The following is a 21,792-nucleotide window of genomic DNA, read 5'->3' as shown; positions in this document are numbered from 1 at the left end:
CTGAGTTTGTGCCAGTGTGGGGGGCGGATGGCACAGGCGCCTGTCCCAGGCTTCTGGTGCGCGTGGCGGGCTATCGATGGCTGGGGGATTTCCCTCGTGGTTCAGGTTTTTTTGCAATCGATCTTGTCTATACAAATGTAGACGAGTAATCTGTGTTTCATTCGATCATCCGATGCGAGAGACACCATGCAAGCCATGACCCTGACCCCCGGTAAACTGACCCACAAGCAACTGCGCGCCATCATGGCGGGCGGTGTGCAGCTGACGCTGGACCCCGCTGCTGTGCCCGGCATTGAGGCCGGCGCGCGCGCGGTGGCGGCCATTGTGGCCAAGGGGGCGCCAGCTTATGGCATCAATACCGGTTTTGGCCGCCTGGCATCCACCCATATCCCGGCCGATCAGCTGGAGCTGCTGCAAAAGAACCTGGTGCTGTCACACGCGGTGGGCGTGGGTGCGCCGCTGCCCGCACCCATGGTGCGCCTGTTGCTGACGCTCAAGATTTCCAGCATGGGCCGTGGTTATTCCGGCATACGGCTGGAGGTGATCACGGCGCTGCTCAAGCTGCTGAACGCCGATGTGCTGCCCAGCATCCCTGCCAAGGGTTCGGTTGGGGCGTCGGGTGATCTGGCCCCCCTGGCCCATATGGCAGCCGTGCTGCTGGGTGTGGGCGAGGTGATGGTGGATGGCAAGTTCCTGCCGGCCGTGGAAGGCCTGGCCCGTGTTGGCCTCAGCCCCATGACCCTGGGTGCCAAGGAAGGCCTGGCCCTGCTCAATGGTACCCAGGCTTCCACCGCCATTGCGCTGGTGAACCTGTATGCCATTGAAGACCTGTACCAGACCGGCCTGGTGGCCGGTGCCTTGAGTGTGGACGCGGCAGCTGGCTCGGTGGTGCCGTTTGACCGCCGTATCCACGAGCTGCGTGGCCATGCCGGCCAGATTGAAGCGGCGGCGGCCTATCGTCAGCTGCTCGATGGTTCCGCCATCAATGCCAGCCACAAGGAATGCGACAAGGTGCAGGACCCTTACAGCCTGCGCTGCCAGCCGCAGGTGATGGGCGCCTGCCTGGACCAGATGCGCCATGCCGCCAATGTGCTGCTGCGTGAGGCCGATGCGGTTTCCGACAACCCGCTGGTGTTCCCCGATACCAATGAAGTGCTGTCCGGCGGTAACTTCCACGCCGAGCCGGTGGCCTTCGCTGCCGACAACCTGGCCATAGCGGTCTCCGAAATCGGTGCGCTGGCCGAGCGTCGTATCGCACTGCTGATCGATGCGACACTGTCCGGCCTGCCGCCCTTCCTGGTGAAGGATGGCGGGGTGAATTCCGGCTTCATGATTGCCCATGTGACGGCGGCTGCGCTGGCCAGCGAGAACAAGACCCTGGCGCATCCGGCCTCGGTGGATTCGCTGCCTACCTCGGCCAACCAGGAAGACCATGTGTCCATGGCAACCTTCGCTGCCCGCAAGCTGGGTGATATTGCCGAGAATGTGGCGCATATCCTGGCGATAGAACTGCTGGCTGCTGCCCAGGGGGTGGATCTGCGTGCACCGCACCAGACCTCACCACGCTTGCTGGCCGCCATGGCGCTGATCCGTGGCAAGGTGCCGCATTACGATATCGACCGCTACTTTGCGCCCGATATCGAGGCCATCACCCAGTTGGTGCGCGACGGGGCTTTTGCCAAGCTGGCGCCGTTCCGCTTCGATTCGCAGGCCTGAGACGGCGTGCCACGCGCCTAGTCGGCGGTGCGTGGATACAATCACGGGGCTTGCTGGGGCAGGCAATCTTGAGGCTAAGGGTCTGCCCTGGCACCCGTGGAATGCGCTACAAGCAGCGATGACTGGAGCCCATGACGGGCTCTGAGGTGAGAAGAAAATGAGCACACCGGCCTACCAACAGATCAAGGACTACCTGCTGAGCGAGATACAGGCAGGCCGCTGGCGTGCAGGTGACCAGGTGCCCAGCGAGAACGAGCTGGTCAAGCGCTTCGATGTGGCCCGCATGACAGTCAACCGCGCCGTGCGCGAGCTGGCGGCCGAAGGGGTGCTGACCCGTAGCCAAGGGGCGGGCACCTTTGTGGCCGCCACCAAGTACCAGAGCACGCTGGTCGATATCAAGAGCATCGCCGAGGAAATCCGCGCACGTGGGCATGAGCATACGGCCGAGCTGCTGAAGCTGCAGGCCGTCAAGGCCGATACCACGCTGGCCGCCGAGATGGGTCTGCAGGTGGGGGCGCCGCTGTTCTATTCGCTGATACTGCATCGCGAGAACGGGCTGCCTATCCAGCTGGAGGAACGCTGGGCCAATCCGCAGCTGGCGCCGGACTACCTCAAGCAGGATTACAGCCGCATCACCCCCAATGAATACCTGACCCGTGCCGCGCCCCTGTCACGGGTGGAATACCGTATCGAGGCTCGCCGGCCGGATCGTACCGCCAAGGCTAGGCTGGCCATGGACAAGGACGAGCCCTGTTTGGTGCTGCATCGCCGCACCTACTCCAGTGGCCTGGTGGCCAGCGTGGCCAACCTGTACCACCCGGCCGGCCGCTATCAGTTCAGCGGGCATTTCTAGGGCTGGCCATGATGCCTCTGCGCCTTGCCCCCATCCAGCTGGCCGATGATTTTGCCGAGGCCTATGCCATGCGGCGGGATTCCTATCGGGTATCGTTTGGTACCACCGAGTCGTTCGACCACGATGCCGGGCCCGCAGGCGAACTGTACCGGGCCAGGTTGGCGCAGCGTTGCGCCGACTACCCGGATGGCTATATGCATGCCTGGCTGGGGGACGAGATCGTCGGCCAGCTTGAGGTCAGGCACGAGCCTGAGCTGCCTGGGCACGGCTATGTGCATCTGTTCTACCTGCTGCCGGCCAGGCGCCATCAAGGCTTGGGTGGGCAGCTACACGACTATGCTGTCGACTATCTGCGGCGCCATGGCTGCCATACCGCGCGACTCAGCGTGGACAGGCATAACCTCCCTGCTCTGGCCTTCTACCGTCGGCATGGCTGGCGCTTCGACGGTGCCAATCCCAAGCATCCAACCACCGATTTTCTGCGCCTGGACCTCGGCCCCGGCGCAGCCTGATTCGATCTACCCTTCCCCGACAGGAGACCACCATGACCGATCCCCGCATCGACCCCAGCCGCGTTATCCGCGCCCCGCGCGGCAGCGAGCTGAGCTGCAAGAGCTGGCTGACCGAGGCTGCCTTCCGCATGATCCAGAACAATCTGGATGCCGAGGTAGCGGAGCACCCGACCTCACTGGTGGTCTATGGCGGCATAGGTCGGGCGGCGCGCGATTGGGCCTGCTATGACCGCATACTGGATACGCTCAAGACCCTGAACGACGATGAGACACTGCTGATACAGAGCGGCAAGCCGGTGGGGGTGTTCCGTACCCATGCCGACGCGCCGCGCGTGCTGCTGGCCAACTCCAATCTGGTGCCGGCCTGGGCCAACTGGGACCATTTCAACGAGCTCGATAAGAAGGGCTTGATGATGTATGGCCAGATGACGGCCGGCTCGTGGATCTACATCGGTACCCAGGGCATTGTGCAGGGGACCTACGAGACTTTCTACGCGGTGGCCAACCAGCATTTTGATGGCAAGCCGGCAGGCCGCTGGATACTGACCGGTGGCCTGGGGGGCATGGGCGGTGCCCAGCCGCTGGCCGCCACCATGGCGGGCTTCTCCATGATTGCGGTGGAGTGCGACGAGACCCGCATCGATTTCCGCCTGAAGACCCGCTATGTGGACAAGAAGGCCCATACCCTGGACGAGGCGCTGGCCATGCTGGATGCCGCCCGTGCCGAAGGCAAGCCGGTATCGGTGGGCCTGCTGGGCAATGCTGCCGATGTGTTTGGCGAGCTGGTGCGGCGTGGCATCACCCCCGATGTGGTGACCGACCAGACCTCGGCCCATGACCCGGTGCATGGCTATCTGCCGCAAGGCTGGAGCGTGGCGGAGTGGCGCGACAAGCAGAAGTCGGCACCCCAGAGCGTGGTGGAGGCGGCCAGCCGCTCCATGGCCGTGCATGTGCAAGCCATGTTGGACCTGCAAGCACGCGGTGCGGCCACCCTCGACTACGGCAACAATATCCGCCAGGTGGCGCTGGACCAGGGCGTCAGCAATGCCTTCGATTTCCCCGGCTTTGTGCCGGCCTATATCCGCCCCCTGTTCTGCAAGGGCGTAGGCCCCTTCCGCTGGGTGGCGCTGTCGGGCGACCCAGAGGACATCTACAAGACCGATGCCAAGGTCAAGGAACTGATACCCGACGACCCGCACCTGCACAACTGGCTGGACATGGCGCGCGAGCGTATTGCCTTCCAGGGCTTGCCGGCACGTATCTGCTGGGTGGGCCTGGGCGACCGGCATCGTCTGGGGCTGGCCTTCAACGAGATGGTCAGGACGGGCGAGCTGAAGGCCCCTGTGGTCATCGGCCGCGACCACCTCGACTCGGGCTCGGTGGCCTCACCGAACCGCGAAACCGAGGCCATGCGCGACGGCAGCGATGCCGTCTCGGACTGGCCCCTGCTCAATGCCCTGCTGAACACGGCTGGCGGCGCGACCTGGGTGTCCCTGCACCACGGCGGTGGCGTGGGCATGGGCTATTCGCAGCATTCCGGCGTGGTTATCGTCTGTGATGGCAGTGATGCTGCCGCCAAGCGTATCGAACGGGTGCTGTGGAACGACCCGGGCACCGGCGTGATGCGCCATGCCGATGCCGGCTATGAGATTGCACAGACCTGTGCCCGTGAGCAGGGGCTGAACCTGCCCATGCTGGGTCGCTGATCAGGCGGGGTGCCGGCGACAAGACGGCAGCCCACCCTGCTACCTACCCGTGCCGCCGCGCGATTGCCCGGCGGCACGGCCCATTGAACACCTGGCCTGAAATCTGGGTCTGCAGACAACGCCAAAGCCATGAACCTGCTGATACGCCACACCCACCTTGCCACCTTGGCCCAGCCCGCCGGCTACGGCGAGCTGCATGATGCCGCCCTGCTGGTACGCGATGGCCGCATCGCCTGGCTGGGGGCGGAGCAGGATATCCCTGCCGGCCAGGGTGAGCTGGAAGAGGTGGACGGGCAGGGAGGCTGGCTTACACCTGGGCTGATCGACTGCCACACCCACCTGGTATTTGGCGGAGACCGTTCGCACGAGTTCGAGCTGCGGCTCAATGGCGCCAGCTACGAGGAGATCGCCCGGGCCGGTGGCGGCATACGCTCGTCGGTGGCGGCCACCCGTGCGGCCAGCGAGGATGAATTGCTAGCGCAGGCGCTGCGGCGGTTGGATGGCATGCTGCGCGAGGGGCTGACCACCGTGGAAGTCAAGTCGGGCTATGGTCTGGATTTCGACAGCGAGCGCAAGATGTTGCGGGTGGCGCGGCGGCTGGGCCAGCAGCGGCGAGTGGGCGTGCAGGCCACCTATCTGGCGGCCCATGCGCTGCCGCCAGAATTCCAGGGCCGGCCGGATGACTATATCGATGCCTGTATTGCCTGGCTCAAGCCGCTGGCGGAAGAAGGGCTGATCGATGCCGTTGATGCCTTCTGCGAGCAGATAGGCTTCAGCCGCGATCAGGTGGCGCGCCTGTTCCAGGCGGCCGAGGCGCTGGGGCTGCCGGTCAAGTTGCATGCCGAGCAGTTGTCCGACTCGGGCGGGGCGCTGCTGACTGCCCAGCATGACGGGCTGTCGGCCGACCATCTGGAATGGCTGGATGAGCAGACCATTGCCGCCATGGCGCAGCATGGCACGGTCGCCGTGCTACTACCCATTGCCTTCTACTGCCTGCGCGAGACCAAGCTGCCACCTATCGCTGCCCTGCGGGCGGCAGGTGTGCCCATGGCGGTCTCTACCGACTGCAACCCTGGTACGGCACCGGCTTCCAGCCCACTGTTGGCGCTGAACATGGCTTGCACGCTGTTCCGCCTCACCCCGGCCGAGGCTCTGGCCGGCATGACACGCCATGCAGCCCAGGCACTGGGCCTGCAGCAGCAGACCGGCACACTGGAAATCGGCAAGCGCGCCGACCTGGCACTATGGCAAATCAATCGGCCGGCCGAGCTATGCTATTGGCTGGGCGGCGAGCCGCTGCTGGGGCGTTGGGTGGGTGGGCGTTACGCTGCCTGACGTTATGTCATATTTCTATTCTTGGTGGTGGCGTGAGCAGCGTGGGAAGGGGGTGTGGTATGTCGTAGCGGATTCGCTCGCAGCCATAAGTGCCTTGACGGTGCTGATCTTCGCGCCCTTGATCTTAGTTCCGCTGAGCTTTGTCTTCCCTGGTGTGATGGAAGGTTTAGCCAGGTGGAGCGTGCCGACCGCACTGGTGCTATTGAATCCGCTGGCTTGGATGAAGCTGCTGCAAATCGGCCCTTCAGGCGTCCGCTGCTACAGCGCTTTCTATGGTCTGCCTTACTGGCGCACTACCATATCCAATCGGGCGACATTCGACACCTACAGTGCATTCGAGGATAAGGACGCTGTCGGTGTTGTCTTCAATGTTCCTGATGCACGGTCCGACGGTCTGTTTCTGGGCACAAGCCGTTCATGCCGTGCGTTGTATCAGCGTATTAAGTGGGATTTGCCTATTGCCGGCTGGTCCATGCGGCGGGGCACAATGATTGGCCCTGGCGGCGTAATTGAAACCGAATAGATAGAAAGAGACAGCATGTTTTCCGTAGCCGACATGAGCGTGTGGCAGGGCAGGGTGGATACCGAAGAAGGCCCGCTGGCCCGCCGCTGGCATGAGTGCCTGCAGGCCTTTCATGATGATGCGCCCCCCGGTACAGCATTGTTGGGCTTTGCCTGCCACGCCGGGGTGCAGCGCAATCACGGCCGGCCCGGTGCCGAGGAGGGGCCGCTGGCCCTGCGCAAGGCGCTCGCCAACCTGGCCTGGCACCATGAGGGGCATATCTACGATGCGGGCAATGTGCGCTGCGTGGGCGATGCACTGGAAGAGGCCCAGCAGGAGCTGGGCAGGCAGGTAACCCATCTGCTGCAGCGCGGGCATTTCCCCTTAGTGCTGGGCGGTGGACACGAAATTGCCTATGGCAGCTTCCTCGGCCTGGCACGTCACGCCGAGCTGCAAGGCAGGCCGCCGCGTATAGGCATCATCAATCTCGATGCCCATTTCGATCTACGGGCAGGCGAGCGCGGGAGCTCCGGCACGCCGTTCCGGCAGATTGCCGAGGCCTGCGCGGCCAACCGGATGTCGTTCAACTACCTGGTCTATGGCATCTCGGAGCCAGGCAATACCGAGGCCCTGTTCCACCGTGCCCGCGAGCTGGGCGTGCAGTGGCGCGGCGACGAGGAGTGTACCCGCGACAAGATGGAAGACTTGCTCGATACCCTGGCCTTCTTTGCCGACGAGGTGGACTGGCTGTACCTGACTGTCTGCCTTGATGTCCTGCCGGGCAGTGTGGCGCCCGGCGTTTCGGCGCCGGCAGCCTATGGCGTGGAGCTGCCGGTGGTCGAGGCCCTGATCGATGCCGCCAAGGCCACGGGCAAGCTGATGTTGGCGGATATCGCCGAGCTGAACCCGGCCTTCGACCGTGATGGTGTCACGGCTAAGGTGGCGGCGCGGCTGGCTTGGCGGATTGCCCGCTAAGGCTGCACAGAAGCGACGTCGCGTGGCATAAAGTCACCCCTGTAATCCAGTGTCCCGATTCTGGCTAGGCACGTGCAACAGAAGCACATAGGTCTGGTAAGCTCGCGCAACATAGGTGGAAGGGTTTTGTTGGCCGTTCTATAGATGTGGCGCAAAGCCGTCAGGGTGACGAGTAGGTTGGCCGGGGGTATTCCCCTGATGCTGCTATGTTCGGATTCAGCGGCTGCCGAAGGCAGTCCGCTGACGTAACTCGTTGGGCTAGAAAGCGTCAGCGATTCTGTTCCCAATGGTCTGCAGTATTGGTCAGCACTTCACAATCGCAAAAACCACCGTGTTCGTTTAGCCAGTCAAGAATGGATTCTGCTGGCTGCCGGTTCTCTGCGATCCAAGACTCAGTAAAGCGTAAGGTGTGATTGCATCCCACCGCCTCAACTTTTGCGTCCACTGCCTCAAACATCGATTCCAGCAGTGAGTCGGCTATGGGGAAAGCCTGCTGCGCCAGTTTTCGCTGTTGCAGCTTCCATGCTTTCTTCCGATCTCGATCGACTGCATCCATAAGTTCTTCTTCCTTGCCGCCTGACGTCTGTGTTAATGCGTTGGTTTGACTGATGGGCTTGGTGCGCCTAGTTCGATGCTACCTCCAGCGTGCCTCAATGCGCCGCCGCCTTGGAGTAGAGATTGATGACGACTACCCCGGCGATAATCAGGGCCATGCCCAGCAGGGCGGGTGCGTCCAGTTTCTGGCCGTGCAGCAGCCAAGCGATCAGGGCAATCAGGACGATGCCGGCGCCTGACCAGATGGCGTAGGCGGTGCCCATGGGTATGGTGCGCAGGGTGAGCGACAGGAAATAGAAGGCAATGCTGTAGCCGCCCAGGGTAAGCAGGGAGGGCCACAGCCGGGTGAGGCCATCGCTGGATTTGAGGGCCGAGGTGGCAATGACCTCGGCGACGATGGCGATGGCGAGAAAGAGCCAGTTCTGCATGGGCTAGGCCTCCGTGGGGGAGTGCTGGGCGTAGTAGCCCAGGAACATGTCTACCGTGGTGGTCATGATGTGCTGCCTTGCCTCGGCCGTGGGGCGGGGCTGGCCCATGGTGACCTGGGGCCAGAAGGCAAACGCCTTGAGTAAGCCATACAACTGGTGGGTAGCGAAAGCCGGGTCGTGCGGCCTGAGCCTGCCGTCGGCCTGGGCGGCCCTGAGCCAGGTGGTCAGGCCTTCTTCCCGCTCGCCCATCCTGGCCACCATGGCCTGCGCCCGCTCGGGCGTATGTATGGTCTCGGCGATGGCGACGCGGGCCAGGTCGAGAAAATTGTCGTCGTCCAGCATGTCCAGCTTCTGCGCCACCAGGGCCAGCAATTGTTCGCGCAGGGATAGGTCGGCGCGATAGGGTAGGTCACGCCGGGCCAGGCTGCGCTGCCAGAGCTGCAGCAGGATTTCAGCGAACAGTTCTTCCTTGCTGGGGAAGTGGTTGTAGACCGTACGCTTGGAGACATCGGCGCTGGCGGCGATCTTGTCCATGCTGGTGCTCTGGAAGCCGTTGGCGCGGAACTCGGCAATGGCCGCAGCCAGGATGGCGGCGCGTTTCTGGTCAGTCAGACGTCGTGGTTCAGACATGGTTGGGCGGATACCTGAGGGTTGAATCTGATTTTACACTGATGAGTGTACTTTTCTCTTGCATAAAACTACACTGTGTAGTGTAATTTATCTCGAAGGGGCAGAGGACCTGTTCCGGAGAACCCGATGAAGCCCCTACGTCTGACCCTGATAGGATTGACCGTCGCCATGGCCTACCTTGCCTTGAATGCCTGCAGCACCGTGCCTGCTTATCCGCGCTCCACGCAGTTTGAAGCAGGCCGTTTCCGCAATGTCGCCACCACACCCAGCCCAGGCCTGGGCCAGACCCTGAGGGCCGCCTGGAGCATGCTGGTGGACAAGGCACCGGACACCACCCCCCGCAAGGCGATTCCGGTAATGGCGCTGAGCCAGGCCGATTTGCTGGCCGCACCTGACAACACCCTCTATCGTCTGGGGCATTCCACCATGCTGCTGAAGCTGGAGGGGGCGTTTTGGCTGACCGACCCGGTATTCTCGGAGCGGGCGTCGCCCTTGCAGTGGCTGGGTCCCAAGCGCTTTCATCAACCCCCCATCAGCCTAGAGGCGCTGCCGCCGATCAAGGGGGTGATACTGTCGCATGACCATTATGATCACCTGGACCACGCGGCCATACAGGCGCTTATCCCCAAGGTGGAGCGCTTCTATACCCCGCTGGGTGTGGGCGACCGCCTGGTGGCCTGGGGTGTGCCGGCTGCCAAGGTGCAGCAGCTGGACTGGTGGCAGGAGACACGGGTAGGCGGGGTGATGCTGGCCGCGACGCCGGCGCAGCATTTTTCCGGCCGCAGCCTGAGTGACCGCAACAGCACCCTGTGGGCATCATGGGTGATTGCCGCGCCAGGGCTCAAGCTCTACTTCAGCGGCGACACCGGCTACCATGCCGGCTTCAAGGCCATAGGCGACAAGTATGGCCCGTTTGACCTGACCCTGATGGAAACGGGCGCCTACAACGAGCAATGGGCCGATATCCACATGCTGCCCGAGCAATCCCTGCAGGCGCACCTGGATTTGCGGGGCAAGTGGCTGCTGCCCATACACAACGGCACGTTCGACCTGTCGCTGCATGCCTGGCACGAGCCTTTCGAGCGCATCAGCGCCCTGGCCCAGGCGCAGCAGGTAGCCTTGACCACGCCGCGCATGGGGCAGCAGGTCGATATGTTGCTGCCACCAGCTGAGGATGCCTGGTGGCGTGAGTAGGCGAGGCAAGAGCCCCGGATTGCTATTCTGTTGTCATCTCAATGATTAAGCTGACAGGGGGCGGCCGTATTTTTTGGAGGGCGATGTCTATGCAAATTCTGACGTATAAGCGTACTCATACTGGCGATCCTGATGATCGCGGTATTTTCGGGGTGAATGGTTGCATGGGCATGGTGCGAGCCTACAAATACGATGCAGTCATTGGTGTAGGAGGTATCGGTGCCGAACCCAAGGCCTACGGAATCGACGGAAAGATTACGTGGGTAGGCGTGAATCCGAAGGTGTTAACCGGCACAGGGGAACCGCCGCAAATAGCGTTTGAGTACTTCGTCTTGTTTGATGCACTTGGCCCAGAGTTACACTCATTGGCGCCCTATCTGGCCCAGCGTATGTATCAAGGCAAAGTGCGGTATCTTCTCAAAAGCTACAGTGCGCCGGAGCAGCGGGAGGCAGAGGGCATTGTGCAGTGGGCGAAGGCTGCATTAGCGGCAGGTGTAAGTACGGAGACTAAAAACCAAAACCGCTTGGCGGTTGGCTCCCAATGTACCTGCAAGTTAGCTGTGGCGGTTGTCAGGACAGCTGATTCCGCCCCTAGGCAGACTAGGCGGTGTGGCCCGAGTCGCGGTAAATGCTAATTGGTGGGCCTGCCTGGCGAGCAAGATGACGCTGTGCTTGAATACAGTCGTGGTACCGCGTCATTCCCCGTGGCAATCGATATTCAAATCCGAGTCTAGGCCTATGTTTTCATTTCTTCACAAGAAACCGACATCGTCCGAGCGAGACTTGGAGCAGCTTATCTTTGATGTCGCTGAGCATCAGGCAGACAAGGATTTTCGCGAGCTCTACGCACTCATGCAAGGTAAGCAGGTCTTCGTTCCCATCGACAAGGCCTCGATTCCGGCGGGCGCCGCTGTCGGGGAGCAGTACGTCACAACAGCGAATGATTGCCTCAAAATGCAGTATGTGATCGGACCAAATGGTCAGCTTCTCGCTCCCAGCGCGACATGCGAGGACTCTCCGATGGTCAAGAACGGCTATGTCGGCATGGAGTGGACGGCGTTTCTGCAGATGGTCGCCAAGCTCGATAACTCGTTCTTTGGCGCACTACTTCAAGGAAAGACATCCTGGGTTGCGTTTGATCGCGATCGAATCAGCTACATACTCGGCGGTGCTTGGGACCGGCCCATAGACTAAGGGCAGCTCAAAAAAACGCCGACGTACTGTCGGCGCACATGATTCGTTGAGCTATTCCGGTTGCCAAGACTCCAGGTGTCGCTTTTCGTCTTTTGGCAGCTACAAACCCAAGGCCTGGCTCAGGCTGGCGATTTCCTGGCGCCATTGCTGCTGAGCCTGCGGTCTTTGCTGGCGCGGCTTGCGGCCCAGGTCGTCGGCCAGGCGTGCTTCCAGCTCGCACAAGCGGGCCAGCATCTGGTCGGTATCACTGGCCGCAGCGGGTGCGACTGGCGCTGGGGCAGGACGACTGAGGGGGGCGGGTAGTACCTCCAGCATGCGGGCATAGGCCTGGGCAGCATCCTGCCATTGCTCTATCCGGCCATCGCGTATCAGCCAGTAGCGGTTGCAGGCGCGCTCTATCAGCTCCCGGTCATGCGATACCAGCAACACACCGCCGGCATAGCCGAGCAGGGCTTGCGCCAGCTCGGCCTTGCCATCCATATCCAGGTGGTTGGTCGGTTCGTCCAGCAGCAGGAGATGGTAGCTGGCCAGCGAGAGCCCCAGGAACAGCAGGCGGGAGCGCTCGCCGCCACTGAGTGTCGCCACCTTCTGGCCATGCCGGGGGTAGGCAAAGCCGGCGCTGATCAGTGCCCTGCGCCTGTCCATCTCGGCGATGCGGCCGGATAGGCGGGCAAAGGGCGCCAGGGCGCTCATCAGGTCATCGTCGTCGCGCAGCTGCTGTTGCGACTGATCGTAGTACCCAACGGCAGCCTGACTGTGGAACTGGATGCCCTCAGTCTGGGCGTCGTGCTGCAAGGCCTGCCAGCATTGCCGCAGCAGCGAGGACTTGCCCAGGCCGTTGGCGCCCAACAGCGCAACCCGGTCGCCAGCCTTGAGGCTACAATCTTCCACCGTAAACAGCGGCGGCAGGCCTGCGGCGGGCCTGACCGGCAACGCGCTCAGCGCCAGCAGGCGGTCGGCCGCCAGGGCCTGGCCTTGCAGGGCCAGGCGCCACGGCGGGCCCTGGGTGACGAAGGTCTGCTCCTCGCGTAGCCGGTCGGCCCGCTTCTGTATGACCTTGGCCTTGCGTGACAGGTCTTCGTTGTCGTAGGTACGACCCCAGATGGCCAGACGCTGGCTGCTGCTGGTGAGCCGGTCTATTTCCTTCTGCTCGGCGGCATGGCGCTGGCTGGCGGCCTGGTCCATCTCGTCCAGTGCTGCCCGCGCTGTGCTGCAGGGCAGGTCAAAGCAGTACAAGCGCTTGTCGCGCAATATCCAGCTCTGCCGGGTGACATTGTCGAGCAGCCTGGCATCATGCGAGACTAGGATAAAACCGCCCGGCCAGCGCAGCAGGAATTGCTCCAGCCAGAGCAAGGAGGGCAGGTCCAGGTGGTTGCTGGGCTCGTCCAGCAGCAACATATTGGGCTCCTGCAGCAGGGCACGGCCCAGCAGCAGGCGGGTGTGCTGGCCGCCGCTCAGGCCCGAAACAGGCACCTGGGCGTGATGGGGCTCGAAGCCCAGCTCCCCTAGCATGGCATCAGCGCGCCAGTGAGCATCGGGCTGGTTGCCCACGGCTGCGCAGAGGGCGGCATGGAGGGTCAAGCCGGCCAGCTCGGCGGGCAGATGCTGCTCCACATGTTGCAGGCGACAGGCGCGGGCGTGGTGCACGGTACCGGCTGTGGCCTCGCGGGTGCCGGTCAGCAAGCCTAGCAGGGTGCTCTTGCCGCAGCCGTTGTGGCCCAGCAGGCCTACGCGGTCGCCCAGGTTGAGGGTAAAGGACAGATCCTGGAACAAAGCGCCGTCGGCGGTATCCAGTTGCAGTGAGAGTGCGGAAATCAGTGTAGTCATCGCTCTTGCCATATTTTTGGGATGCAGGCATCCACATCAACACAAGCGCTGACGACAGGAGTCGGGAAAGGACTCAGGAAAAGCGGAAGAAGGGCTTTTCGGCAGGAATGAGGGCTTTGCTCCGACCCACTATCGCAACGCGACAGAAATGGGGCAGGAGCGGGCGTACATGCCATAAAGGCGTGCGAACCAGACGGTGCACGAAGACAGAACCATATTGACCTCCTTTCTTTGCAATGAGGTGTGGCGGTGGGGCGCCAACAAACGCGGCGAGGCGTTTGCTGCACCCAGAGTTCCCTACTTTAGCCGGCCGTACCGCTGGTGATCAAGCGGCTGGGTATTTTGCCGCCAGTTTCTGCAGTGTGCTGATACCGCGCAGGGTAGTCTTGAGCTTGCATGTCTTCTCGAACAGCCTATTGCTGAATTCCGACTCGCTGGGTTGTTGTCGGCGCAGCCAATACACCTCGCGGCCATGTATGTGGAAATCGTCGTGTTCGTTGCGCATGGCCAGCAGGGTGGCCTGTTGCGCAGGGCTCATGGGCTGGGCCAACAGGCAGACCGCCAGTGGGCCGCTGCCTGCCCTGGCCATCTCGAAAGCCGGATGGCTGGCGATGGCGGCCACTTCGGCATCGCTGCGGACAAAGGTGGCTACTTCGTAGCCCAGCGTCTGCTGCAGATGCAGGGCGATGGCCTGTTCAAGCTCAAGGGCTGGGCGCTCGTCGCGATCAAAGATGACATTGCCGCTGGCGATAAAGGTCTCCACGCCCGTCAGGCCCAGGGCCGACAGGTGCCGGCGCAGGTCTTCCATCCTGACATTGTGGCCACCGACATTGATGGCGCGAAGAAAGGCGATCTGGCGGGGCATGGTGGTGACTGGCAGAGTTGGCTGGGTCAAGACCCTAGCCGACAAAGTAGCGCTGGGTCTCGCTGGCCAGCTTTTCGAAGGCTTGCTTCTCCTGGCTCTGCTCGGCCATCTCGGCCAGCCTGGCGTCGGTTTCGCGCAATCGGCCTGCCATCATGATGGCCAGGTTGCGGTAGAGCTTGGTTTCCAGCCCGGCCAGGCGCGGCATGCTGGCACGCTTGAATACCAGCACCCGCACATCGTCTATGGCCACCACGCTGGCAGAGCGCCAGCCGAAATCAATCAGGGCGAGCTCACCAAAGGTCTCGCCCGGCCCCAGCCGGGTCAGCTCGTGCTCGGTGATGCCGGCGAAGCGGTTGACGGCTACCGTACCGGACAGCAGTACGTAGAGCTCGCTGCCGTCTTCGCCTTCGTTCAGCAGGCGCTTGCCGGCCGGGTGCTGCTCGAACTGGCAGGCGGCGAGATACTGGCGGGCTTCTTCGGCGGTAAAACCGCCAAACAAGCGCACCGATTGAACCAGTCGCTGTACCAGGGCATCGTTGTTCTGCATGGTTATCCTCGGGTTTCGAAGGCTGCCAGCAGCTTCTGGTGTATGCCACCGAAACCGCCATTGCTCATGACCAATACATGATCGCCAGGCCGCGCTTCGGCCGCGACCGCTGCTACCAGCTTAGTCAAATCATCGTGGGCCTGGGCGATTTCACCCATGGGTGCCAGGGCCTCGGCGGCGTCCCAGCCCAGGTTGGCGCCGTAGCAGTACACTCTGTCGGCTTCGCTCAGGCTGGCGGGCAGCGCTTGCTTCATGGTGCCCAGCTTCATGGTGTTGGAACGTGGCTCCAGTACGGCCAGGATGCGTGACCGGCCTATTTTCTGCCGCAGGCCGGCCACGGTGGTGGCGATGGCGGTGGGGTGGTGGGCAAAATCGTCGTAGACGGTCACGCCATGGACGGTGCCGCGTACCTCCATGCGGCGCTTGACGTTGCGGAAGCCGGCCAGGGCGGCGATGCCGACTTCGGGCGTGACACCCACATGGCGGGCAGCGGCCAGGGCAGCGAGGGCGTTGAGCTGGTTGTGCTCGCCCATCAGATCCCAGCGCAGGCGACCTTGCGGGACGCCGTCGAGGATAATGTCGAAACCATCGTCGTGTACCGCGCCGACCTGCCAGCCCTCGGCACCGCCGAACCGTGCCACCGGCGACCAGCAACCGCGCTTGAGCACCCGCTCCAGGCTGTCCTCGCGGCCATTGGCCACGATCAGGCCCTGGCTGGGTATGGTGCGGACCAGGTGGTGGAACTGGGTTTCGATGGCGGCCAGGTCGGCAAAGATGTCGGCGTGGTCGAATTCGAGGTTGTTGAGGATGGCAGTACGGGGCCGGTAGTGGACGAACTTGGACCGTTTGTCGAAGAAAGCGGTGTCGTATTCATCGGCCTCTATCACAAAGAAAGGCGAGCGGCCGCCGGGTTCCTGCCGTGGTTCGCCGGGCAGGCGGGCTGATACGCCGAAGTTCTCGGGCACGCCACCCACCAGAAAGCCTGGCGCCAGCCCGGCGTATTCCAGTATCCAGGCCAGCATGGAGGTGGTGGTGGTCTTGCCGTGGGTGCCGGCCACAGCCAGTACCCATAGGGGTTGCGCCGGATTGCGCAACACATGCTCGGCCAGCCATTGCGGGCCGGAAACATAGGGCAGGCCGGCGTCCAGTATGGCTTCCATCAGCGGATTACCGCGCGTCACCACATTGCCGATAACGTAAATATCAGCCTTGAGATTGATCTGTTCGGGCGAGTAGCCTTCAATGAGTTGTATACCAGCTGCTTCGAGCTGGGTGCTCATGGGTGGGTAGACATTGGCATCGCAGCCTGTCACGGTGTGGCCGGTGGCGCGAGCAAGCTGGGCGATACCGCCCATGAAGGTGCCACAGATGCCAAGAATATGGATGTGCATAGAGTCCTGTTTTGCGATCGCCCCGGCTCAGTTGCGCGAAGCTCTGGTAATATAAGTGGTTGACGATAAATGAACGAACGCTCGATGACGCCTTCCCAGTCACCCACTCTGACGCCGTCGGATATCGCCCGCATTGCGCTCAAGCGCCTTGCCGAGCTGGGTTTGCCGCCGACACCGGAAAACTATACGAAATTCTACAACGCCATTGCCGCAATCAAGTCCCCCACGGATAAAAGCGACGAGGAATTGAAGAGTGCGTATCAGGTGCTGTTCCGTGTTTCAGACGTGCTCGACGGCATGAGCGAGACCTCGGAAGTGCTGCTGGAAGACCTGTTGCGTGGCAGCGAGGTCATGGATCAGTCGCTGGATGCCCTGCGCAGCAGCCACGATGCCGACACGCTGGAACAGGTGTTGAGCACCTTGATCGAATCCACCGGCACGGTCCGCCAGACGGTGAATGCCTCGCATCGTGACCTGCAGGAACTGAAGGCGACCATGGACAAGATACAGTCCGACCTCGCCATCAACCGCAAGACGCTGGAGCAGGATCCATTGACCGGGGCGCTCAACCGCCAGGGCCTGGAGCATCTGCTGACCCGTGAAGTGAAGCGCGCCCGTCGTGCCAATCTACCGCTGACGGTAGGCATACTGGATCTGGACGAGTTCAAGCAGGTAAACGATAGATTCGGCCACCTGGTGGGCGATAAGGTGCTGATGCATTTCTCCAGCATAGCCAAGGCAGTGCTGCGCGAGAGTGATGTGCTGGTGCGTTACGGTGGCGAGGAGTTCCTGGTGCTGCTGCCCGAAACCGACTTGAACGGCGCACGCTTCCTGGTGGACCGCCTGCGCCAGGTCAACGCCAAGACGCCCTTCTTCCATCACAGCCAGCATATCGACATCCGCTTCTCGACCGGTGTGGCGCAGCTGAAGCAGGACGAAAACGGCCATGCCATGCTGATACGGGCTGATGAAGCCATGTACCAGGCCAAGAACAGTGGCCGTGATCAGGTGATCTTTTCCGACTAGTCGCGCCATCACAGTCTAGCCACGGGCCGGTGTATACACCGGCCCGTTTTGTTTTCTGGGCCACCGCCGGTCGCCTGGCAGGGGGCTGTTGTGGGTGTGTGACATTTTATGTCTTGACATTTTATGTCGAAAATCCTAACTTCAGCACACACGGCCATCAGCAGGACGCGACAGGCGCGCACCGATGGCCGCAGGTAGAAGAGGTGGGAAATGACCGAGTTTCAAAGCAGGATGGAAACAGCCGCGCGCATTGCCGAGGCGGTCTATGGGCTGACCGTGGAGTGGCAGCCGATACCGGGCGAGGTGGAGGTGGTGCAGGCCACGCTGGCCGGGCGTGAGGAGCTGCCCATCTACCTGACCCATAGCGGCGAACAGATCATCTGCATCTGCTATCTCTGGCACGACAAAGAGGTGCTGGCAGAGCGCCGGGTGGCGCTGTTGGAGGCGCTGCTGGATTTGAACATCCCCATGCCGCTATCGTCGTTTGCGCGGGTGGAGGGCTGGTTCGTGGTGTATGGCGCGCTGTCGCGTCAATCCCGTGCCGAGGAGCTGGCGCAGGAGCTGGCTACCCTCAGCGAAAACGCGGTGGATGCGCTGGATGCGTTTGCCGAGTATCTGAAGTAAGCGAGAAGGAGCGTCATCATGTCTATCTTCAACAAGATCGTTACGGCAGTACGCGGCAGTGTGCGTGAGTTGGGCGAGGCGGTGGTGGATGCCAACGGCACCCGCATCTACGAGCAGGAAATCACCGATGCCCGCCATGCCCTGACCCAAGCCAGGCAGGACCTGACCATGGTGATGGCCAAGGAAATGCAGGCCGGGCGCGAGATCGAGCGGCTGGCAGCTGAGATGGGCCGCTTCGAGAACCACGCCGTGGCCGCCATGGACAAGGGCGAAGATGCCCTGGCACTGGAAGTGGCAGACCGCATCGTGGCGCTGGAGACCGAGCTGGCAGCACAGCAGCAGGCCCGCACGGAATTCGCCGCCAGCATTGCCAGGCTGAAGGAGCTGATCAAGCAGGCCGAGGCCAAGGTGCGCGAGCATGAGCGCGAGCTGGTGATGGCCAGGACCACCGAGAGCGTGCATCGGGCGACGCAGTCTATCTCGCACAGCATGGGCTCGGGCGGCTCCAAGCTGCTGTCGGCCAGGGAGTCGCTGGAGCGCATCAAGCAGCGCCAGCAGGATCTGGCCGACCGGATGACGGCGGCGGCCGAGCTGGACAATGAGATAGGCGGGCAGGCGCTGGAGCGCAAGCTGGAAGCGGCCGGCATAGGTGAGAACGCTGGCCGGCGCGATGCGGTGCTGGCGCGGATTGCTGCCCGTCGTGCGGCCCCTGCGGATGCGCCGAGCGATGCCTAAGGTACCGGCACGCTGGGGCGAGGCCGAGCCGGCCATCAAGGCGGTGCAGGTGGCATTCGATGTGGAGGAGGCGGTGCTGCGTGCGGTGCGTTATGCCGCCTATCGCAATGAGCTGTCACCGTCGGATCAGATACGGCAGGTGTTGAACCTGCCCGTATCCACCCGCCCCAAGCGGCCACGTTTGACGGTGTCGCTGGCCGAGGCGGACTACCATGCATTGGGTGCCCGCTTTGGCCTGGCGGCCGAGGACAGGCTGGCCATCAAGGAGCGGGTGACGGCGGAGCTGATCGCCTTTGCCCAGCGCCACCCGCCGCCGCCTTGATGCGGTATGGCGCGCATGACATAGGACAATAACAAGATGCTTGATGTAATCACGACCACACTGGCCAGCTACCCCACCAATCTGCTGACGGTATTGCTGGGCGTGCTGCTGATCTATTGGGTGCTGGCGCTGTTCGGGCTGCTGGACCTGGATGCCTTGGATGTCGATCTGGATGCCGACCCTAGCGAACTAGGGCAGATCGCCAGCTATGTGGTGGCCTTTGGCCTGACCGGCGTGCCGTTCTCCGTCGTGATTAGCCTGGTGGTGCTGATTGCCTGGTTGCTGTGCTACCTGGCAGACCGCTACCTGCTGTTCTGGATGCCGGGCTGGATGACGCTGCTGGCCGGTACAGTGGTGCTGATCGTGGCCCTGGCGGCTGCCGTATTTGTCACCGCACGCGCGCTGCGCCCCATGCGTGGTCTGTTTGTGGAACACAACGCCCGGGGCAATGCCAGCCTGGTGGGGCTGAGCTGCCAGATCACCACCCTGAAGGTGGATGAGCGCTTTGGCCAGGCCAATGTGGAAACCGAGGGTACAGCCATCGCCATCCGGGTCAGGGCCGCTGCGCCCAACGGTCTGGTCAAGGGTTCGGTGGCCACCATCATCAGCTACGACGAAGGCAGTGGTTGCTACGAGGTGGTGGAGTCCCCGCTGATTTGATGCCTACGCAATAGCCGTTCAACAATAAATTACCAGATTACCCGCTACAGAGCCTCGCCAGGGGCCGTCAGCTCAAGGAGAAATACCCCAATGGAAGCCATACTGATCGCTGTCGGCGTACTTGCCGTCATTATTTTCGGCATCTTTGCCTTGTTCGCGAAGTTCTACAACAAGGTGGAGCAGGGCCATGCCCTGATCATCAACAAGCTCAAGGCCGTGCCGGATGTCACCTTCACCGGTGGGGTGGCCTATCCCATCATCCACAAGAAGGAGACGATGGAGATATCGCTCAAGACCATCGTGATAGACCGCTCGGGAAAGGAGGGATTGATCTGCGCCGACAATATCCGCGCCGACATCAAGGTCACCTTCTTTATCCGCGTCAACAAGACCGCCGAGGATGTACTCAAGGTGGCGCAGGCTGTGGGCTGCGCCCGTGCATCTGACCAGTCTACTTTGGAAGAGCTGTTCTCGGCCAAGTTCTCCGAGGCGCTCAAGACGGTGGGCAAGTCCATGGATTTCGTCGATCTCTACCAAGCGCGCGACCGATTCCGCGACGAGATCATCCGCCAGATAGGCGACGACCTGTCCGGCTATGTGCTGGACGATGCGGCCATTGATTTCCTGGAGCAGACGCCCATAGAGAAGCTGGACCCCAGCAATATCCTGGACGCCCAGGGCATACGCAAGATTACCGAGCTGACGGCGGTGGAGCACGTGCAGACCAATGAGCTGCAGCGCAATGAGCAGATGCAGATCAAGAAGAAGGATGTGCAGACCACCGAAGCCTTGCTGGAGCTGGAACGGCAGCAGGCCGATGCCGAGGCGCGGCAGCAGCGCGAGATCACCTCGGTGCGTGCCCGCGAAGAGGCGGAGGCCGCCAAGGTGCAGGCCGAAGAAAAGCTCAAGGCCGAAACCGCCCGTATCAAGATGGAGCAGGACCTGGCCGTACAGAACGAGAACATGAAGCGTGAAACCGAGGTGGCGGAAAACAACCGCAAGCGCGCCGTGGCTATCGAGGAAGAAAAGGTCGTCCGTGCCCGCGAGCTGGAGGTGGTGGCACGTGAGCGCGAAGTGACCTTGCAGGAGATAGACAAGGAAAAGGCGGTTGAGGTCGAGAAGAAGAACATCGCCGAGGTGATACGCGAGCGAATAGCCGTGGAACGTACCGTGGCGGAGCAGGAAGAGGCCATCAACGAGCTGCGGGTGGTATCGGAAGCCGACCGCAACAAGAAAGCGACCGTGATCAGCGCCGAAGGACGGGCTGCCGAGCAGATGGTGGTGGATGTGAAGGCGGCCGAGGCCGAGGAGCTGCGTGCCAAGCACAAGGCAGCCGAGCAACTGACGCTGGCGGAGGCCAAGCTCAAGGTGGCCGAGAAGGAAGCCGAGTCGAAGAAGCGCGAGGCCGAAGGCATAGAGGCACTCAGCGCGGCAGCCGGCCTGGCAGAGGCCAAGGTGATGACGGTGCAGGCCGATGCCAAGGAGAAGGATGGCATGGCGGCGGTGCGGGTGAAGCTGGCCGATGCCGATGCGGTGGCCAAGTTTGGCCATGCCGAAGCCAGCGCGCTGAAGGACAAGCTGGAAGCCGAGGCCACCGGCAAGGAAAAGCTGGGCCTGGCCGATGTGCATGTGCGCCTAGCGGATGCCGATGCCTTGCGCCAGCAGGGCGAAGCTGAAGCGTCTGCCATCCAGGCCCGCTTCGTGGCTGAGGCAGCTGGCTTGAAGGAAAAGTTTGCCGCCATGGGCGCGATGACCGAAGACACCCGCTCGCACGAGGAATTCCGTATGCGGCTGGACAACGCCCATATCGAGACCCTCAAGGCCATTGAGGCCAATACCTCGATTGCCCGCGAACAGGCCGAGGTACTGTCCACTGCGCTGGGCAACGCCAAGATCGATATCGTGGGGGGCGACGGCGACTACTTCCAACGCTTCGTCAATGCGCTGGGCATAGGCAAGGCCATAGACGCCACCATAGGCAAGAGCGAGACCCTGCAGACGGTGTTCAAGGGCCATCTTAATGGAGATAAGGACCTGCTTGCCGACGTGAAGGACATCATGGGCAATGTGGGTACGGATGATCTGCAGAACCTCACGGTATCGGCCTTTCTGGCCAAGGTCATGAGCGAAGGCAGTGAGGAGCAGAAAGCCTTGATAGGCCAGTTGCTGGGCAAGTTTGGGCGTAAGTAAGGTGC

Annotated in this window: 22 protein-coding genes; 15 read left to right on the top strand and 7 right to left on the bottom strand. The window is 62.3% G+C overall.

Annotated elements, in window-relative coordinates; genetic code table 11:
* Positions 1–186: 186 nt before the first annotated feature.
* The 7 genes from hutH (at position 187) to hutG (ending at position 7,599) form a co-directional block, all read left to right on the top strand.
* On the top strand, positions 187–1,716 hold the full coding sequence (gene hutH, locus V7714_RS14215) for a histidine ammonia-lyase (protein ID WP_335710334.1): 1,530 nt from the start codon (positions 187–189) through the stop codon (positions 1,714–1,716).
* Between the two features lie 157 nt (positions 1,717–1,873).
* Positions 1,874–2,569, top strand: a complete 696-nt coding sequence (gene hutC, locus V7714_RS14210; RefSeq protein WP_335710333.1) for a histidine utilization repressor — start codon at positions 1,874–1,876, stop codon at positions 2,567–2,569.
* Positions 2,570–2,577: 8 nt separating this feature from the next.
* Positions 2,578–3,081 carry a GNAT family N-acetyltransferase gene (locus tag V7714_RS14205; protein ID WP_335710332.1) on the top strand — a complete coding sequence of 168 codons (504 nt, stop codon included), beginning with the start codon at positions 2,578–2,580 and terminating at the stop codon, positions 3,079–3,081.
* A 32-nt stretch (positions 3,082–3,113) separates the two neighbouring features.
* Positions 3,114–4,787: a urocanate hydratase gene (hutU, locus tag V7714_RS14200; RefSeq protein WP_335710331.1), complete on the top strand. Its 1,674-nt coding sequence runs from the start codon at positions 3,114–3,116 to the stop codon at positions 4,785–4,787.
* Between the two features lie 129 nt (positions 4,788–4,916).
* Complete coding sequence (gene hutI / locus V7714_RS14195; RefSeq protein WP_335710330.1) at positions 4,917–6,122, top strand: imidazolonepropionase; 1,206 nt, start codon at positions 4,917–4,919, stop codon at positions 6,120–6,122.
* A gap of 94 nt (positions 6,123–6,216) precedes the next feature.
* A complete protein-coding gene (locus tag V7714_RS14190) occupies positions 6,217–6,645 on the top strand; it encodes a hypothetical protein (protein WP_335710329.1) in 429 nt (142 codons plus the stop codon).
* A 15-nt stretch (positions 6,646–6,660) separates the two neighbouring features.
* Positions 6,661–7,599, top strand: coding sequence for a formimidoylglutamase (gene hutG / locus V7714_RS14185; RefSeq protein WP_335710328.1), 939 nt, complete (start codon positions 6,661–6,663; stop codon positions 7,597–7,599).
* 268 nt (positions 7,600–7,867) lie between these two features.
* Here the strand turns inward: hutG and V7714_RS14180 are convergent, their stop codons facing one another.
* The 3 genes from V7714_RS14180 to V7714_RS14170 all read right to left on the bottom strand — a co-directional run bounded on the left by V7714_RS14180 (position 7,868) and on the right by V7714_RS14170 (position 9,212).
* Positions 7,868–8,155 carry a DUF2695 domain-containing protein gene (locus V7714_RS14180; RefSeq protein ID WP_335710327.1) on the bottom strand — a complete coding sequence of 96 codons (288 nt, stop codon included), beginning with the start codon at positions 8,153–8,155 and terminating at the stop codon, positions 7,868–7,870.
* Positions 8,156–8,249: 94 nt separating this feature from the next.
* On the bottom strand, positions 8,250–8,582 hold the full coding sequence (locus V7714_RS14175) for a DMT family transporter (RefSeq protein ID WP_284197239.1): 333 nt from the start codon (positions 8,580–8,582) through the stop codon (positions 8,250–8,252).
* Positions 8,583–8,585: 3 nt separating this feature from the next.
* Positions 8,586–9,212 carry a TetR/AcrR family transcriptional regulator gene (locus tag V7714_RS14170; protein WP_335710326.1) on the bottom strand — a complete coding sequence of 209 codons (627 nt, stop codon included), beginning with the start codon at positions 9,210–9,212 and terminating at the stop codon, positions 8,586–8,588.
* Positions 9,213–9,338: 126 nt separating this feature from the next.
* Between V7714_RS14170 and V7714_RS14165 the strand changes: the two genes are divergently transcribed.
* Both V7714_RS14165 and V7714_RS14160 read left to right on the top strand, forming a co-directional pair.
* Positions 9,339–10,406, top strand: coding sequence for an MBL fold metallo-hydrolase (locus V7714_RS14165; protein WP_335710325.1), 1,068 nt, complete (start codon positions 9,339–9,341; stop codon positions 10,404–10,406).
* Positions 10,407–11,189: 783 nt separating this feature from the next.
* Positions 11,190–11,600, top strand: coding sequence for a hypothetical protein (locus tag V7714_RS14160; RefSeq protein ID WP_335710324.1), 411 nt, complete (start codon positions 11,190–11,192; stop codon positions 11,598–11,600).
* Positions 11,601–11,699: 99 nt separating this feature from the next.
* Here V7714_RS14160 and V7714_RS14155 read toward each other — a convergent pair whose 3' ends face one another.
* The 4 genes from V7714_RS14155 to mpl form a co-directional block, all read right to left on the bottom strand.
* Entirely contained in the window at positions 11,700–13,427 is a 1,728-nt protein-coding gene (locus V7714_RS14155) for an ABC-F family ATP-binding cassette domain-containing protein (RefSeq protein WP_335710323.1), read from the bottom strand.
* 325 nt (positions 13,428–13,752) lie between these two features.
* Positions 13,753–14,322 carry a DUF1697 domain-containing protein gene (locus V7714_RS14150; protein ID WP_335710322.1) on the bottom strand — a complete coding sequence of 190 codons (570 nt, stop codon included), beginning with the start codon at positions 14,320–14,322 and terminating at the stop codon, positions 13,753–13,755.
* A gap of 4 nt (positions 14,323–14,326) precedes the next feature.
* The gene (locus tag V7714_RS14145) at positions 14,327–14,839 is read right to left on the bottom strand and encodes a Crp/Fnr family transcriptional regulator (RefSeq protein ID WP_290332290.1); all 513 of its coding nucleotides are present in this window, start codon (positions 14,837–14,839) and stop codon (positions 14,327–14,329) included.
* A gap of 2 nt (positions 14,840–14,841) precedes the next feature.
* Complete coding sequence (gene mpl, locus V7714_RS14140; protein WP_335710321.1) at positions 14,842–16,230, bottom strand: UDP-N-acetylmuramate:L-alanyl-gamma-D-glutamyl-meso-diaminopimelate ligase; 1,389 nt, start codon at positions 16,228–16,230, stop codon at positions 14,842–14,844.
* 69 nt (positions 16,231–16,299) lie between these two features.
* Between mpl and V7714_RS14135 the strand changes: the two genes are divergently transcribed.
* The 6 genes from V7714_RS14135 to V7714_RS14110 all read left to right on the top strand — a co-directional run bounded on the left by V7714_RS14135 (position 16,300) and on the right by V7714_RS14110 (position 21,787).
* Positions 16,300–17,256 (top strand): GGDEF domain-containing protein, encoded by a 957-nt coding sequence (locus V7714_RS14135; RefSeq protein ID WP_335710320.1) that lies wholly within the window; start codon positions 16,300–16,302, stop codon positions 17,254–17,256.
* A gap of 210 nt (positions 17,257–17,466) precedes the next feature.
* Positions 17,467–17,880: a YjfI family protein gene (locus V7714_RS14130; protein WP_290332287.1), complete on the top strand. Its 414-nt coding sequence runs from the start codon at positions 17,467–17,469 to the stop codon at positions 17,878–17,880.
* A gap of 18 nt (positions 17,881–17,898) precedes the next feature.
* Positions 17,899–18,615, top strand: coding sequence for a PspA/IM30 family protein (locus V7714_RS14125; RefSeq protein WP_335710319.1), 717 nt, complete (start codon positions 17,899–17,901; stop codon positions 18,613–18,615).
* Positions 18,608–18,937 carry a hypothetical protein gene (locus V7714_RS14120; protein WP_335710318.1) on the top strand — a complete coding sequence of 110 codons (330 nt, stop codon included), beginning with the start codon at positions 18,608–18,610 and terminating at the stop codon, positions 18,935–18,937. Before V7714_RS14125 ends, V7714_RS14120 begins: the two co-directional genes overlap by 8 nt.
* A gap of 36 nt (positions 18,938–18,973) precedes the next feature.
* Positions 18,974–19,597 (top strand): ubiquinone biosynthesis protein, encoded by a 624-nt coding sequence (locus V7714_RS14115; RefSeq protein ID WP_335710317.1) that lies wholly within the window; start codon positions 18,974–18,976, stop codon positions 19,595–19,597.
* Positions 19,598–19,687: 90 nt separating this feature from the next.
* Positions 19,688–21,787, top strand: a complete 2,100-nt coding sequence (locus V7714_RS14110; protein ID WP_335710316.1) for a hypothetical protein — start codon at positions 19,688–19,690, stop codon at positions 21,785–21,787.
* Positions 21,788–21,792 lie beyond the last annotated feature (5 nt).

Origin of the sequence: Chitinimonas sp. JJ19 (assembly GCF_036961565.1) — a bacterium.
Taxonomy (GTDB): domain Bacteria; phylum Pseudomonadota; class Gammaproteobacteria; order Burkholderiales; family Chitinimonadaceae; genus Chitinimonas.
The sequence above is the reverse complement of the archived record's forward strand: the minus strand, read 5'-3'. Positions and strand labels throughout refer to the sequence as shown.